Origin of the sequence: Kitasatospora sp. NPDC057904 (assembly GCF_042887925.1) — a bacterium.
Classification (GTDB): domain Bacteria; phylum Actinomycetota; class Actinomycetes; order Streptomycetales; family Streptomycetaceae; genus Kitasatospora.
This window is the reverse complement of record NZ_JBHVOL010000008.1, coordinates 1-13,383: the sequence shown is the minus strand read 5'-3', so window position 1 is coordinate 13,383 and position 13,383 is coordinate 1. Positions and strand designations below refer to the sequence as shown.

Sequence of the window (13,383 nt, the reverse complement as noted above, 5' to 3'; positions counted from 1 at the left end):
TGCACGCGCCCCACACCCACTCCTGGTGGTGGGCCTCCCCCTCGGGTGGCCCACCGATCGCGCGTTCCTAGACGAACACGACGGCCGCCCCTCGGGGCGGCCGTCGGCGTCTGAGCAGACGGCCCCTCCGGGAGCGGAACACCCCAGCACCGCACCCCGCACGTCCTCCCGGAAGGAAGCCGCACCGTGACCACCACCGCCGACCTGCTCGCCCGCCTCACCGGCCCCGACGCCCCGGCCTTCGCACTGCTGCACCGCCGCACCCCGCGACTCGCCCCGGACACCGTCGAGGTGCTGCTGGGCACCGTCGGCACCTACGAGCACCTCGCCGACCTGCCGGTCCGCTCCGGCGCGCCGGAGGGCGGCCCGGTCCACGACCTGCTCGCGCTCGTCCCCTACCGGCAGATCCGCGAGCGCGGCTTCGAGGCGCACGACGACGGCACACCGCTCCAGGCCCTCGCGGTGACCGAGCAGTACGCCCTTCCGTTGGCCGAACTCGTGGCCGCACTACCGCAGTTGCCGGTCACACTGACGGACGGCTCGTTCGACGTGGACGACGCCGCGTACGCCGACATCGTCCGCCGGGTGATCCGGGACGAGATCGGCAACGGCGAGGGCGCCAACTTCGTGATCCGGCGCGACTTCACGGCCACGCTGGAGAACTTCTCGCCCGAGCTCGCCCTCACCCTGTTCCGCCGTCTGCTCGACCAGGAGCGCGGCGCGTACTGGACGTTCCTCGTCCACACCGGGGAGCGTCTTGCCGGAGGCGAACCGGGTCGCTGCCTCGTCGGCGCCTCCCCCGAGGTGCACGTCCGGCAGAGCGGCGGCACCGTCGTGATGAACCCGATCTCCGGCACCTACCGCTATCCGGCGGGCGGCTCGGACATCGACTCCCTCCTCCGGTTCCTGCACGATCCGAAGGAGCTGGAAGAGCTCACGATGGTCGTCGACGAAGAGCTGAAGATGATGTGCACCGTCGGCGACCTCGGCGGCCAGGTGCTCGGCCCCCGGCTCAAGGAGATGTCCCACCTCGCCCACACCGAGTACGAACTGCGCGGCCGCACCTCGCTGGACGTCCGGGACGTGCTCCGCGAGACGATGTTCGCCGCCACCGTCACCGGCAGCCCGGTCCAGAACGCCACCCGCGTCATCCGGCGCTACGAGCCCGGCGGACGCGGCTACTACTCCGGCGCGCTCGCCCTCATCGGCCGCTCGGCCAGCGGCGGCCAGCTGCTCGACTCCCCCATCTGCATCCGCACCGCCGACATCGACCCGGCCACCGGGCGCCTCGTCGTGCGGGTCGGCGCCACCCTCGTCCGGCACTCCGACCCGGAGTCCGAGGTCGCCGAGACGCACGCCAAGGCCGCCGGGGTGCTCACCGCGATCGGCGCCCGGCCCGTGCCCGCCCGGCTGCCCAACCCGGGCGGGCCGCGCCTCGGCGACGACCACCGCGTCCAGGCCGCGCTCGGCGCCCGGCGCGGCGGCCTCGCGCCGTTCTGGCTGCGGATGCAGGCCCCGGCCGAGATCACCGAGCCCGAGCCGACCCTCGTCGTCGACGGCGAGGACACGTTCACCGCGATGCTCGCCCACCTGCTCACCTCGCTCGGCCACCGGGTCTCGGTCGTCCGCTACGACGAACCCGGGTTGCGCGCCCGGGTCGCCGCCCACCCCGGAGCGCTCGTGCTCGGCCCCGGGCCGGGCGACCCCCGGCTCGCCGACGACCCCAAGATGGCCGTGCTCCGGCCGATCGTCGCCGACACCCTGGCCGCCGTCCGCTCCGGTGCCCGGACGGCGCCGCTGCTCGCGGTCTGCCTGAGCCACCAGCTGCTCGCCGCCGAGCTCGGGCTCGGGCTGGCGCGCAAGCCCGTCCCGTACCAGGGCGCGCAGGAGACCGTCGACCTGTTCGGGACGAAGCGCACGGTGGGCTTCTACAACACGTTCACCGCGCGCTGCACGGACGCCGACGCGGCCCGGCTCGCCGCCGAGGGCGTCGAAGTCGCGCGCGACGCGGCCACCGGCGACGTGCACGCGCTCCGCGGGCCCGGCTTCGCCGGCCTCCAGTTCCACCCGGAGTCGGTGCTGACCCGCGAGGGCGTGGACATCGTCGCCGCCCTGCTCCGCCAGACGGCGGCCGCGCGGCGCTGAGGGGCCGGGCGGCGGGATCCGGGCAGAGCGCCCGCGCGGATCCCACCGCCGGAGGCGCCGCTCGGATCTCGTCAGATCTCGTCGTCCAGCCCCTGCTCGATCGCGTACCGCACCAGCTCCAGGCCCGCCCCCGAAGCCCGGTCCCCTCCGAACCGCCGGAGGCGCCCCTCAGATCTCGTCGTCCAGCCCCTGCTCGATCGCGTACCGCACCAGCTCCAAGCCCGCCCCCGAACCCCCCGGCCCCACCGAACCGCCGGAGGCACCCCTCAGATCTCGTCGTCCAGCCCCTGCTCGATCGCGTACCGCACCAGCTCCACCCGGTTGTGCAACTGCAGCTTCCCCAGAGTGTTCTGCACGTGGTTCTGCACCGTCCGGTGCGACAGCACCAGGCGCTCGGCGATCTGGCGGTACGACAGGCCCTTCGCCACGAGCCGCAGGACCTCCGTCTCGCGGGCGGTCAGCTGGGGCACGGCCGGGGCGGAGGCCGGGGCCGGTTCGGCGGCCAGGCGGCGGAACTCGCCGAGCACCAGGCCGGCCAGGCCCGGGGTGAAGACCGCGTCGCCGACGGCCGTGCGCCGCACGGCGTCCAGCAGCTCCTCCCGCCCGGCCGACTTCACCAGGTAGCCGGTCGCGCCGGACTTCACGGCCTCCAGCACGTCCTGGTGCTCGCCGCTCGCGGAGAGCACCAGCACCCGCACCGACGGGTCGTGCGCCACGACCTGCCGGCACACCTCGGCGCCGGGCAGGCCGGGCAGGTTGAGGTCGAGCACGACCACCTGGGGCGTGCAGGCGCGGGCCCGGCGGACGGCCTCCTCGCCGTCGCCCGCGGTGGCCACCACGTCCAGCCCGGCCTCGGCGAGGTCGCGCGAGACGGCGTCGCGCCACATCGGGTGGTCGTCCACGACCATCACCCGCACCGGCCGTTCGGCCGCCGGATCAGTCGCTGGCTGGTCGGTCATCGGAGCCCTTCCTCGGGACGCGCAGTTCGACCTCGACGCCCTCCCCGGGCGCCGAGTACAGCTCGGCGGTGCCGCCGAGGTCCAGCAGCCGGCCGCGGATCGACTGGCTGACGCCGAGCCGTCCGGCCCGCTCCGCCTCGCCGAGCCGCCCGGCGGCGAAGCCGGGGCCGTCGTCGCGGATGCTGACGGTGACGGCCTCCGGCTCGTCCTCGACCAGGATCCAGGCGCGGGCGGCGGGACCGGCGTGCTTGCGGACGTTGTCGACGGCGGCGCCGACCGCCGCGGCCAGTTCGCCGACGGCGGGCGCGGGCAGCAGGACGGGTGTGCCGGGGGCGGAGATCGTGATCCGCTCGTCCGCGTACGGGCGCAGCAGCGCGGTGAGGTCGCCCGGCTCCTCGACGGCCTGCGGTGAGCGGCGGGCAGGGATCGGGCCGCCGGTCATCAGCGTCCGCAGGGCGCGCTCCTGTTCGCCCGCGAGGCGGCCGAGCTCGGCGAAGTCGGCGCCGGCGCCGGGGCGTTCGGCCTGCTCGGCGCCCCGGCGCTGGACCAGCGCGAGCACCTGGAGGACGCCGTCGTGGATGTCCCGGGAGAGCCGCTCGCGCTCGCGGGTCGCGGCCTCGACCTGGAGGGCGCGGGTGAGCGCGGCCTCGCTGGCACGGGCGAGTTCGATGACGTAGCCGATCGCGCAGCCGGCCACCATCAGCAGCACGATGTTGTGGACGTTGTCGGCGGTGATGCCGCCGTGGCCGAGGATGTTGGCGACGCCGATCACCGAGCCGGCCGCCGCGGCCCAGCGCCAGCCGCCCTTGCCGGCGAAGCCGAGCACCGTGCCCGCGGCCCAGATGGTCGGCAGGGTGGTCGAGCCGTGGCTGATCCGGACCGGGTCGTCGGTCTGGCCGCTCATCACGATGCCGGTGACGGCCATCGCGAGGTCGGTGCCGAGGACGTACCACGTGCAGCGCTGCGGGCCGGCGAAGGCCCGGGTGCTGGCGAGGGTCCAGAGGGTGAGCGCGCCGAGGTAGATCCAGCCGGCGACGGGGTGCAGGAAGTGCAGGTAGGAGTGGAAGTAGCGGAGCAGGGCGTAGCACAGGGCGAGGACCCGGAAGTAGGACATCGCCCGCCAGAGCGGGAGTTCGACCGACATGCCGCCGGCCGCGACGGTGCCGCCGAGCCCCGTGCCACCGGCACCGGAGCCGCCGCCGGCGCCCACCGCCCCGGTTCTGCCGCCGTCCGTCATCCGCCCGCCCCTCCCCTGGGCCTCCGGGTGGTCCGTCAGGCCGACCCGGTGTCCTTCTGCTCCTGCGTCTTCTCCGCCTCGGCGGCCTTCTCGGCTTCCGCGGCCTTCTCGGCCTCGGCCGCCTTCTCCGCCTCGGCCTTCTCCGCCTTGGCGGCGGCCTTGCGCTCGGCGTCGGCGCGCTTCTTGTCCTCGGAGATCTGCCGCTTGGCGGCCGTCGCGTAGATGTCGACGTACTCCTGGCCCGAGAGGCGCATGATCTCGTACATCACCTCGTCCGTCACCGAACGGAGGATGAAGCGGTCGTTCTCCATGCCCTGGTAGCGGGAGAAGTCCAGCGGGCGGCCGATCCGGATGCCGGGGCGGATGCCGAAGTTGGGGACGACCTGGCCGGGCGGCTGCACCTTCTCGGTGTCGATCATGGCGACCGGGATGACCGGCGCGCCGGTGGCCAGCGCGACGCGGGCCAGACCGCCGACCTTGCCGCGGTACAGCTTGCCGTCGGGCGAACGGGTGCCCTCGGGGTAGACGCCGAAGAGCTCGCCGCGGTCCAGGACCGCGATCGCGCTGCGGATCGCGGCCTCGCCGGCGCCGCGCACCCCGGAGCGGTCGACCGGCAGCTGGCCGACGCCCTTGAAGAAGGCGGCGGTCAGCCGGCCCTTGAGGCCCGGGGTGTTGAAGTACTCGGCCTTCGCGATGAAGGTGACCCGGCGCTTGATCAGTGCCGGGAAGAAGAACGAGTCCGAGAAGGACAGGTGGTTGCTCGCGATGATCGCCGCACCCTCGATCGGGATGTTCTCCTCACCCTCGATCCACGGCCGGAAGAAGATCCGAAGCAGTGGCGCGACGATCATCTTCATCAGTCGGTAGAACAACCCGGGCCTCCTGTATTGCGGACCGGTCGATCCTAATGCCCCGTGAGCGCGGCCCGCGCCCCGCCCCGCTCGCCGGGTGGGCGCGGGGCGCACGCCCGGGGGTGTACGACCCGGCGGAGCGCGTGGGACGATGCGAATTCCGCAGCCTCCAGTTCCAGCGTCCCCTCCCCCAGCGCCGCCCGCCCGCGAAGGAGCCCGCCATGCCGTTGCTGCCCGGTGCCGAACCGTACCGCCACCGGGGCGGACCGGTGGGGGTCCTGCTGTGCCACGGCTTCACCGGGTCGCCGCAGTCGATGCGCCCGTGGGCGGAGCAGCTGGCGGCGGCCGGGCTCACGGTCTCCCTGCCGCTGCTGCCGGGGCACGGCACCCGTTGGCAGGACATGCAGGTCACCCGGTGGGAGGACTGGTACGCCGAGGTCGACCGGGAGCTGCGGGTGCTCGCCGAGGAGTGCGAGCAGGTCTTCGTCTTCGCGCTGTCGATGGGCGGCGCGCTGGCCCTGCGGCTGGCCGCGCTGCACGGCCCGACGGTCTCCGGACTGGTGCTGGTCAACCCGTCGGTGCGCTCGGACAACCCCGCGAGTGTGCTGCTTCCGGTGCTGCGCCACCTCGTCCCGAGCGTCCCCGGGATCACCGACGACATCGCCCGGCCCGGCGTCACCGAGGGCGGCTACGACCGGACGCCGCTGGACGCCGCCTGGTCCCTGGGCAAGCTGTGGCAGGAGGTCCAGCGGCGGCTGCCGGAAGTGACCCAGCCGGTGCTGCTGTTCCGCAGTCCGCAGGACCACGTGGTCTCGCCGGCCAACTCGGAACTGGTGCTGGCCCGGATATCCTCGACCGACGTGACGGAGCGGCTGTGCCAGCGCAGCTTCCACGTCGCGACGCTGGACCACGACGCGGCGGAAATATTCAGGGGCGGCCTGGACTTCATCCGACGGCTGGCTCCCGCGCACGCGGCGGGCGTCAACCGGGTCGAATCCGACGATCACCATGGCTGAAGGGCCGGAAGTGCACGAGAGCAGCACGGCGGGCGGCGGGGACGAGGCACCCCGCGAGGACGGCACGACCGACGGGGCGAAGAACGACGCGGCGGGGAGCGGTGTCGGCGGCGGCACGGCGGCGGACGGGGCCGGCGAGGCCCCCGCGGAGCCCCGGCCGCGGCGCGCGCCCGAGCGCAGCCAGGCCGAACAGGACGAGATCTTCGCCGCCCTGGTGGCCCAGTTCGACGACCCCGTCGACCTGAACAACCCGAACTGGCCGGAGATCGAGAACCTCCGGGCCCGGGGCGAGCTGAAGGGCGGCTACAAGGACGGCGCCGGCCAGGGCGCCCCCGACGACCTCTCCGACCTGGCCCCGCAGCCCCGCTCCCGGTCGGGCGGCCCGGTGCTGCCGGCCGCCGGCGGGGGCCCGCGCGACTTCGAGCTGTCCGAGGAGACGGACGAGGGCCACTTCATCCCGCCGGATCCGGAGCCGCTGCCGCCGGCGGACGTGACCACCAAGTTCGCGTGGCTCGCGGTGCTCGGCGGCCCGGCGCTGCTGCTGTTCGACGCGGTGGTGTGGCGGGAGATCTCCGGCTGGCCGGCCTGGGTCGGGTTCAGCGCCTTCCTGGGCGGCTTCGTGACCCTCGTGGTCCGGATGAAGGACCGCGACGAGGACGAGCCGGAGGACCCGGACCACGGCGCGGTCGTGTAGCCGGTGCCGTGGCCGGGTGGGTCCGCCGTGTTGCGACCCCCGGCGCGCCATCAGGGCTCGGGGATCTCCAGCACGGCGAGCACCGGCAGGTGGTCGGTCGCGGCCCGCAGGTCCGCCTCGGTGACGCCCGGCAGCCCGTGCGGCACGCCGCAGGCGCGCACGGTGATCCCGGGCGTGGCGAAGACGGCGTCGATCCGCTGGTAGGGGCGCTCCGGGACGGACGTGAACTCGCCGCCCCAGGGCGCCGTGACGTGCCCGTCCTGGAGCCGCGAGGCCAGCAGCCGCCACCCCTCGCCGTCCGGGTGCTCGTTGAAGTCGCCCGCGATGACGCCGAGTTCGGTGATCCCGAGCTGGTCGAGCAGCAGCTCGAACTGCCCGTACCGCTCGTCGGCGTCCAGGCTCAGGTGGCAGCTGGTGACGGTGAACGGCGCCGAACCGGGCAGCCGGAGCAGCGCGGTGGCGAAGCCGCGGGCGTGCAGGCCGCGGGTCTTGGGCAGGAAGCGGTCGTGCACGCCGAGCACCTCGACGGCGCCGGGCCGGCCGAGCAGCAGCGGCCCGGCCGCCATCCGGCCGCCGCCGGCGAGGACGGCCGTCCCGGTGCGCCGCGCGAGCCACCCGGCCTGGCCCTCGGGCCGCCAGTAGCGCGGCGATTCCTGGATGCAGACGACGTCCGGCTCGCACGCCCGGATCACCCGGACGAGTGCTTCGCGGTCGTCGCGCAGCGAGCGGACGTTGTAGCCGAGCAGCCGCAGTCGGCGCGGGCCGGGCCCGGGCAGCGGTGCGGTGGGTGCCGTCGTCATGTTCCTCCCCGTCCGTGATCGGTGGGACCGACCGTACGGCAGCCCGGGGACGTGCGACGGCGGCGGCGCGTCCGGAGGTGGTCGGGGTCCGGTCGCACCGCCGCCGGCGGGCTCTTCTTCTTCGAGGGGTGGGACGGGTCAGACGGTGCGGGCGAGGTCGGCCGCGCCGGCGATGCCGGCGGCCGAGCCCATCGAGGCCAGGACGACCTCGGCGCGCGGGCGGTGCACGCCGCCGGTCAGGTAGTGCTCGAAGGCCTTGGCGACCGGGTCGAGCAGCAGCCGGCCGGAGTCGGAGACGCCGCCGCCGAGGACGAAGACGCCCGGGTCGAAGAGCGCGGCGAGGTCGGCCATGCCGCGGCCCAGCCAGTCGGCGAGCTCGGCGTAGCACTCCAGGGCGAGCGGGTCGCCCGCCTCGGCGGCCTCGGTGATGTGGATGCCGCGGATGGTCTCGGCGACGCCGTCGTTGAGCTCCAGCATCCGCCGGCCGCGGACCGGGTCGGCGGCGGCCTTCTCCCGGCCGTAGCGGCGCAGCGAGCGCCCGGAGCCGTACTGCTCCCAGCAGCCCTTGCCGCCGCAGCCGCACTGCAGGCCGTCGGGGACCATGTTGAGGTGGCCGATCTCGCCGGCCACGCCGAACCGGCCGCGGTGCAGCCGGCCGTCCAGGACGATGCCGCCGCCGATGCCGGTGCCGACGGTGATCAGGACCATGTCCTCGTGGTCGGCGGCGGCGCCGAAGCGGAACTCGGCCCAGGCGGCGCAGTTGGCGTCGTTCTCGACGACGGTGTCGAGGCCGGTGAGCTCCTCGATCCGGCCGCGCAGCGGCTCGTTCTCCCAGTCGATGTTGGGCGCGAAGATCACCGTGGAACGGTTGCGGTCGACGAAGCCGGGGGCGCCGACGCCGACGGCGGTGACGTCGGGGTGCTGCTCCTTGAGCTCGCGCACGGCCTGCGCGATGGCGTCGACGGCCCACTGGGGGTCGGCCGGGGTGGGCACCCTGGTCCTGGCGAGGATCGCGCCCGCCTCGTCGACCACACCTGCCGCGATCTTGGTCCCGCCGACATCGACGCCGATGGTCAGAGCCATGTGTCCCTCAGCTATTCACTCGTTCCCGCTGGACGGAACGGTACCGCCCAAACACGCCCTCGTACACAGCCTCGCATACATTAGCCGAAGACAATCCGGGACCAACCGGGCCGTGACGCTTCAAAAGTCTTACGAATACTCCCGGTTCGTCACGCTCGGGGGTGAGATCGTCACCCGTCAGGGGTTACGGATTCACTGCTTGGTGGACGGCTCGTCGGGGCTGTCGAGGTCGATCCGCTCGCTGGCGGCGCCGTCGCCCGCGGTCCAGCGGCGCTCGTGGCCGGCCACGGCGGCGCGGTAGGCGGCCAGCAGCTCGGCGCCGGCGGCGGCGAGTCCGGAGCCGGCGGCCGCGAGGTGCCCGTAGACCTCCGGCTTCTGCTCGCGCAGCCGGTCGGCGAAGCCGGCCAGGGTGATCAGGGTGTCGGCGCCCGCCTCCTGGGCCTTCTGGCCGAAGGCGTCGGCGAACCGGCGCACCTCGTCCACCAGCGGGCCGAGCTCCGGGCCGAAGGGGTGGGCCTGCGTGTCCCCGGGACCGCCGGCCGAACCGTCCGCGTCGGCGTCCGTCGGCCCGTTCGCCGCCTGGTCCGTCGCCTCGGCAGTCGGTCCGTTCGCCGCCTCGTCGGTCGGCCCGTCCGTCGCCTCGTCCGTCGGCTCGGTGCGGTCGGTGCTGGTCATCGCGGGGCCTCCTCTGCTGCGGCCGCACCCCGCGGCCACCGGCCACCGACGCTACCCGAGGCGCGACACGGCCCCGCGGCGCAGGAGGACGTCAGCCCCGGGGCCAGAGCGCCGGATCGGGCGCGAACCGCACCGTGAGCACCCCGTCGGTCAGCCCCGCGCCCGCGACGGTGCAGCGGCGCAGCGCCGACGGCAGGGCGAGCACCCGGCGGTGGGCGCCGAGGCCGACCACCAGCTCGTCGCCACGGCGCACGAGGTCCAGGTCGGCCCGCTCGGCGCCCGGCAGCGCGAGGTGCCACACCAGCAGGCCCTCCTCGGCGAGCCGGTCCTCCACCGGCCAGGGCTCGGCGGCCAGCGGCTCGGGGCCGGGTCCGTCCCCGTAGAGGCGGTCGGCGACGGCCTCCAGGGTGACGTCGGCGAGCCCGGTGACGAGGACGGGGGCGTCGCTCGCCGCCGTCAGCGCGGCCAGTTCCTCGCGGCGGCGCTCGGCCAGCGCGGCCAGCCACGGGTCGGGCGACTCCAGCGCCTTGTCCGGCAGCGCGCCGTGCACCACGACGGCGTCCGGCCGGTGCCCGTGCAGGGCCAGCCCGGCGCGGATCCGCCGCAGGTCGTCGAACGGATGGCCGTCGGCCGACACGACGAGGCGGACGCTGGTGCCGGGCGAGGTGATCGCGGCCCGGGACTCGGCGAGCACGCCGGCGGCCTTGCCGCGGCTCTCGTACAGCCAGTCGGCGGGCATCGGGACACCGGCCAGTCCGGCCAGCAGCGGGCGCAGCGCCCGGGCGGCCTGGCGCTGCTCGGGGACCAGCCGGTCCAGGTAGCGCTCCAGCTGCTCGGGCAGGGCGAGGGCGCCGATCAGCTCGGCGGGCGGCGGGGCGAGCACGACCAGGACGTCCCCGTCGGCGGCGGGCAGGGCGCGCAGCAGGGCGATCCGGGCGATGCCCGGGAGGGCGGTGAGCTCCTCGGGGTCGAGCGGCTCGGCCCCGAGCAGGTCGAGGGCGGGCTTGAGGCGCCCGGCGATCTCGCCGAGGGCGTGCCGGAAGGCGGCCTGCTCGTCGATCCGGGAGACGGTCAGGCCGGGTGCGTACCGCAGCGGTTCGGGTTCCAGGCGGACGCCCAGCACGGAGTCCAGCGCCCGGTGCGGGTCGTCGGCGGCCAGCAGCCAGACCCGCCGGCCGCCGCGGGCGGCGTGCAGGGCGGTGGCGGCGGCCACCGCGGGCGCGCCCGCGTCGCCGCTGACCAGGATGGTGCGTGTCGCCGTCATGCCGTCGGGCCCCCGTTCCGCGCCGTCAGCCCTGGGCGGGCTTCTTGCCGCCGCCGTCCTCGACGCGCTTCTTCAGGCCGGCCAGCGCGCGGTCGATGATGACCTTCTCGGCCTTGCGCTTGATCATGCCCAGCATCGGGATCTTGACGTCCACGGCGAGCTGGTACGTGACCTCGGTGCGGTCGGCGCCGAGCGGGGCGAGGGTGTAGGAGCCGTCGAGCGAGCGGAGCATCTGGCTGCGCACGAGGGTCCAGCCGACCTCGCGGTCGCCGTCCCAGGTGTAGGCGAGGACGTGCTCGTCGCGGATGGCGCCGGCGTCGAGCAGCAGGCGGACCTTCGAGGCGCGGCCGTCCTCGGCGGCCTCCAGGACCTCGATCTCCTTGACCTCGCCGGTCCAGGCCGGGTAGGCGGCGAAGTCGGCGATCACGGCCATGACCGTGGCCGGGGTCGCGTCGATGGTGATGCTCGACCTGGTGTGCTCCGCCATGGAATGGCCCTCCGACTCGGTCCCTCTTGCCTGCCGCCCCGGTCGAGGCGTGCTCGCCCGGGTGCGCCCGGAGCAGGCTATCGCGACCGGCGATCGACTCGGCCGCACGGGCACCGGGCGGCGGACGGCGGACGCCCGCGGGCGCCCGGCGGCGGCGCATGTTACCGGCCGGTCGCCCGGCCCTGCCGTAGGGTGCCAGTCGAACGACCCGGTCACGGCCTGGTCCGACCCGGCCGGGTGTGACACTTCGAACACCGGGGCCGACCCCCCTGGCCGAAGCTGCCTACCGGGCAGTAACGTCCTGCCGTCCCGCAGCGTCGCGAACGAGGAGCAGTCTTGCTCGACTTCAGCCTTCCGGCCCTCTACCAGGTACCGAGCGGCGGTAACCTCTCCGACCTCGTGCACCAGAACGCCGAGCGGTACCCGGACGTCGTGGTGCTCAGCCGGAAGGTGGACGGCCGCTGGCAGGAGTTGACCGCGACCCAGTTCCTGGTGGAGGTGCACGCGGCGGCGAAGGGCCTGATCGCCTCGGGCATCCGGCCCGGCGACCGGGTGGGCGTCATGTCCCGCACCCGGTACGAGTGGACGCTGCTGGACTTCGCGATCTGGACGGCCGGCGCGATCACCGTGCCGGTGTACGAGACCTCCTCCGCCGAGCAGGTCGAGTGGATCCTCGGCGACTCCGGCGCGGTCGCCGTGTTCGCCGAGACCGACCAGCACCTCAAGGTGGTCGAGGAGGTCCGCGGCCGGCTGCCGGAGCTGGAGCACCTCTGGCAGATCGAGGGCGGCGCGATCGCCGCACTGGCCGAGGCGGGCGAGGGCGTCGCGGACGCGACCGTCCAGGAGCGCCGTTCGACCGCCTCCGAGGACTCGATCGCCACCATCGTCTACACCTCGGGCACCACCGGCCGCCCGAAGGGCTGTCAGCTGACGCACGGCAACTTCCTGGCCGAGTGCGGCAACGTCGTCGAGCGCCTCACCCCGCTGTTCCGCACCGGCGAGAGCTCCGTCCTGCTGTTCCTCCCGCTGGCCCACGTGCTCGGCCGGATCGTCGAGATCGCCCCGGCGATGGCCCCGATCAAGCTGGGCCACGTCTCCGACATCAAGGACGTCACCGCCGAGCTGGCCTCCTTCCGCCCGACCCTCATCCTCGGCGTGCCGCGGGTGTTCGAGAAGGTCTACAACACCGCCCGCGCCAAGGCCCAGGCCGACGGCAAGGGCAAGATCTTCGACAAGGCCGCCGCGACCGCGATCGCCTACAGCCGCGCCCTGGACGCCGGCGGCGCCGGCCTCGGCCTGCGGATCAAGCACGCGGTGTTCGACAAGCTGGTCTACAGCAAGCTGCGCGCCGCCCTCGGCGGCCGGGCCACCCACGCCATCTCCGGCGGCGCCCCGCTCGGCGAGCGCCTCGGCCACTTCTACCGCGGCATCGGCTTCACCGTCCTGGAGGGCTACGGCCTGACCGAGACCTGCGCGGCCACCGCCTTCAACCCGTGGGACAAGCCGAAGATCGGCACGGTCGGCCAGCCGGTGCCCGGCGCCTCCGTGCGGATCGCCGAGGACGGCGAGGTCTTCTTCAAGGGCCCGCACGTCTTCACCGGCTACTGGAACAACCCGCAGGCGACCGCCGACAGCCTCAAGGACGGCTGGATGGCCACCGGCGACCTCGGCTCGCTGGACTCCGAGGGCTACCTGACCATCACCGGCCGCAAGAAGGAGATCATCGTCACGGCGGGCGGCAAGAACGTCGCCCCGGCGGTGATCGAGGACCGGATCCGGGCGCACGCGCTGGTCGGCGAGGTCATGGTGGTCGGCGACCGCAAGCCCTTCATCGGGTGCCTGATCACCGTCGACCCGGACTTCTTCCCCAAGTGGAAGGAGCTCAACGGCAAGCCCGCCACCGCGACGGTCGCCGAACTGCGCGAGGACCCGGACCTGCTGGCCGCGCTCCAGGCCGCCGTCGACGACGGCAACGCGGCCGTCTCGCACGCCGAGGCGGTCAAGAAGTTCCGCCTGCTGGACACCGAGTTCTCCGAGGAGAGCGGCCACCTCACGCCGTCCCTGAAGCTCAAGCGCAACGTCGTCCTGAAGGACTTCGCGGCCGACGTCGAGGCGATCTACCAGAAGTAGCCGCCCCGGACGCGCGAACGGGCCCGCCTCCCGACGAGGAGG

General features: G+C 74.3%; 12 protein-coding genes. 4 read left to right on the top strand and 8 right to left on the bottom strand.

Features of this window, described 5'->3' with window-relative positions; genetic code table 11:
* Positions 1–186 precede the first annotated feature (186 nt).
* Entirely contained in the window at positions 187–2,145 is a 1,959-nt protein-coding gene (locus tag ACFVSN_RS20985) for an anthranilate synthase family protein (protein WP_380446010.1), read from the top strand.
* Between the two features lie 266 nt (positions 2,146–2,411).
* Here the strand turns inward: ACFVSN_RS20985 and ACFVSN_RS20980 are convergent, their stop codons facing one another.
* From ACFVSN_RS20980 to ACFVSN_RS20970, 3 genes are all read right to left on the bottom strand, one after another.
* On the bottom strand, positions 2,412–3,104 hold the full coding sequence (locus ACFVSN_RS20980; protein ID WP_380446009.1) for a response regulator: 693 nt from the start codon (positions 3,102–3,104) through the stop codon (positions 2,412–2,414).
* Complete coding sequence (macS, locus tag ACFVSN_RS20975) at positions 3,082–4,248, bottom strand: MacS family sensor histidine kinase (protein WP_380446030.1); 1,167 nt, start codon at positions 4,246–4,248, stop codon at positions 3,082–3,084. The genes ACFVSN_RS20980 and macS overlap by 23 nt, the downstream gene beginning before the upstream one ends.
* Before the next feature lie 128 nt (positions 4,249–4,376).
* Positions 4,377–5,213, bottom strand: coding sequence for a lysophospholipid acyltransferase family protein (locus tag ACFVSN_RS20970; protein ID WP_387956375.1), 837 nt, complete (start codon positions 5,211–5,213; stop codon positions 4,377–4,379).
* 200 nt (positions 5,214–5,413) lie between these two features.
* Between ACFVSN_RS20970 and ACFVSN_RS20965 the strand changes: the two genes are divergently transcribed.
* Both ACFVSN_RS20965 and ACFVSN_RS20960 read left to right on the top strand, forming a co-directional pair.
* Entirely contained in the window at positions 5,414–6,208 is a 795-nt protein-coding gene (locus tag ACFVSN_RS20965) for an alpha/beta hydrolase (RefSeq protein WP_380498858.1), read from the top strand.
* A gap of 10 nt (positions 6,209–6,218) precedes the next feature.
* Positions 6,219–6,902, top strand: a complete 684-nt coding sequence (locus tag ACFVSN_RS20960; protein WP_380498856.1) for a hypothetical protein — start codon at positions 6,219–6,221, stop codon at positions 6,900–6,902.
* A 50-nt stretch (positions 6,903–6,952) separates the two neighbouring features.
* On the opposite strand, the gene ACFVSN_RS20955 is transcribed toward ACFVSN_RS20960, so the two are convergent.
* The 5 genes from ACFVSN_RS20955 to ACFVSN_RS20935 all read right to left on the bottom strand — a co-directional run bounded on the left by ACFVSN_RS20955 (position 6,953) and on the right by ACFVSN_RS20935 (position 11,211).
* Entirely contained in the window at positions 6,953–7,702 is a 750-nt protein-coding gene (locus ACFVSN_RS20955) for an endonuclease/exonuclease/phosphatase family protein (RefSeq protein ID WP_387956374.1), read from the bottom strand.
* Between the two features lie 138 nt (positions 7,703–7,840).
* On the bottom strand, positions 7,841–8,785 hold the full coding sequence (locus ACFVSN_RS20950; RefSeq protein ID WP_380446004.1) for an ROK family glucokinase: 945 nt from the start codon (positions 8,783–8,785) through the stop codon (positions 7,841–7,843).
* A 192-nt stretch (positions 8,786–8,977) separates the two neighbouring features.
* On the bottom strand, positions 8,978–9,460 hold the full coding sequence (locus ACFVSN_RS20945) for a DUF5304 family protein (protein WP_387956373.1): 483 nt from the start codon (positions 9,458–9,460) through the stop codon (positions 8,978–8,980).
* A gap of 91 nt (positions 9,461–9,551) precedes the next feature.
* Positions 9,552–10,724 (bottom strand): ArsA family ATPase, encoded by a 1,173-nt coding sequence (locus ACFVSN_RS20940; RefSeq protein ID WP_387601865.1) that lies wholly within the window; start codon positions 10,722–10,724, stop codon positions 9,552–9,554.
* Between the two features lie 25 nt (positions 10,725–10,749).
* Positions 10,750–11,211 carry an SRPBCC family protein gene (locus ACFVSN_RS20935; protein ID WP_380446001.1) on the bottom strand — a complete coding sequence of 154 codons (462 nt, stop codon included), beginning with the start codon at positions 11,209–11,211 and terminating at the stop codon, positions 10,750–10,752.
* Between the two features lie 336 nt (positions 11,212–11,547).
* Between ACFVSN_RS20935 and ACFVSN_RS20930 the strand changes: the two genes are divergently transcribed.
* Positions 11,548–13,341, top strand: coding sequence for an AMP-dependent synthetase/ligase (locus ACFVSN_RS20930; protein ID WP_387956372.1), 1,794 nt, complete (start codon positions 11,548–11,550; stop codon positions 13,339–13,341).
* Positions 13,342–13,383 lie beyond the last annotated feature (42 nt).

Coding starts and splice junctions, on each gene's coding strand:
- ACFVSN_RS20980 (WP_380446009.1), bottom strand. CDS start 3,104: ATGACCGACCAGCCAGCGACTGATCCGGCGGCCGAACGGCCGGTGCGG.
- macS (WP_380446030.1), bottom strand. CDS start 4,248: ATGTCGGTCGAACTCCCGCTCTGGCGGGCGATGTCCTACTTCCGGGTC.
- ACFVSN_RS20965 (WP_380498858.1), top strand. CDS start 5,414: ATGCCGTTGCTGCCCGGTGCCGAACCGTACCGCCACCGGGGCGGACCG.
- ACFVSN_RS20955 (WP_387956374.1), bottom strand. CDS start 7,702: ATGACGACGGCACCCACCGCACCGCTGCCCGGGCCCGGCCCGCGCCGA.
- ACFVSN_RS20950 (WP_380446004.1), bottom strand. CDS start 8,785: ATGGCTCTGACCATCGGCGTCGATGTCGGCGGGACCAAGATCGCGGCA.
- ACFVSN_RS20945 (WP_387956373.1), bottom strand. CDS start 9,460: ATGACCAGCACCGACCGCACCGAGCCGACGGACGAGGCGACGGACGGG.
- ACFVSN_RS20940 (WP_387601865.1), bottom strand. CDS start 10,724: ATGACGGCGACACGCACCATCCTGGTCAGCGGCGACGCGGGCGCGCCC.
- ACFVSN_RS20935 (WP_380446001.1), bottom strand. CDS start 11,211: ATGGCGGAGCACACCAGGTCGAGCATCACCATCGACGCGACCCCGGCC.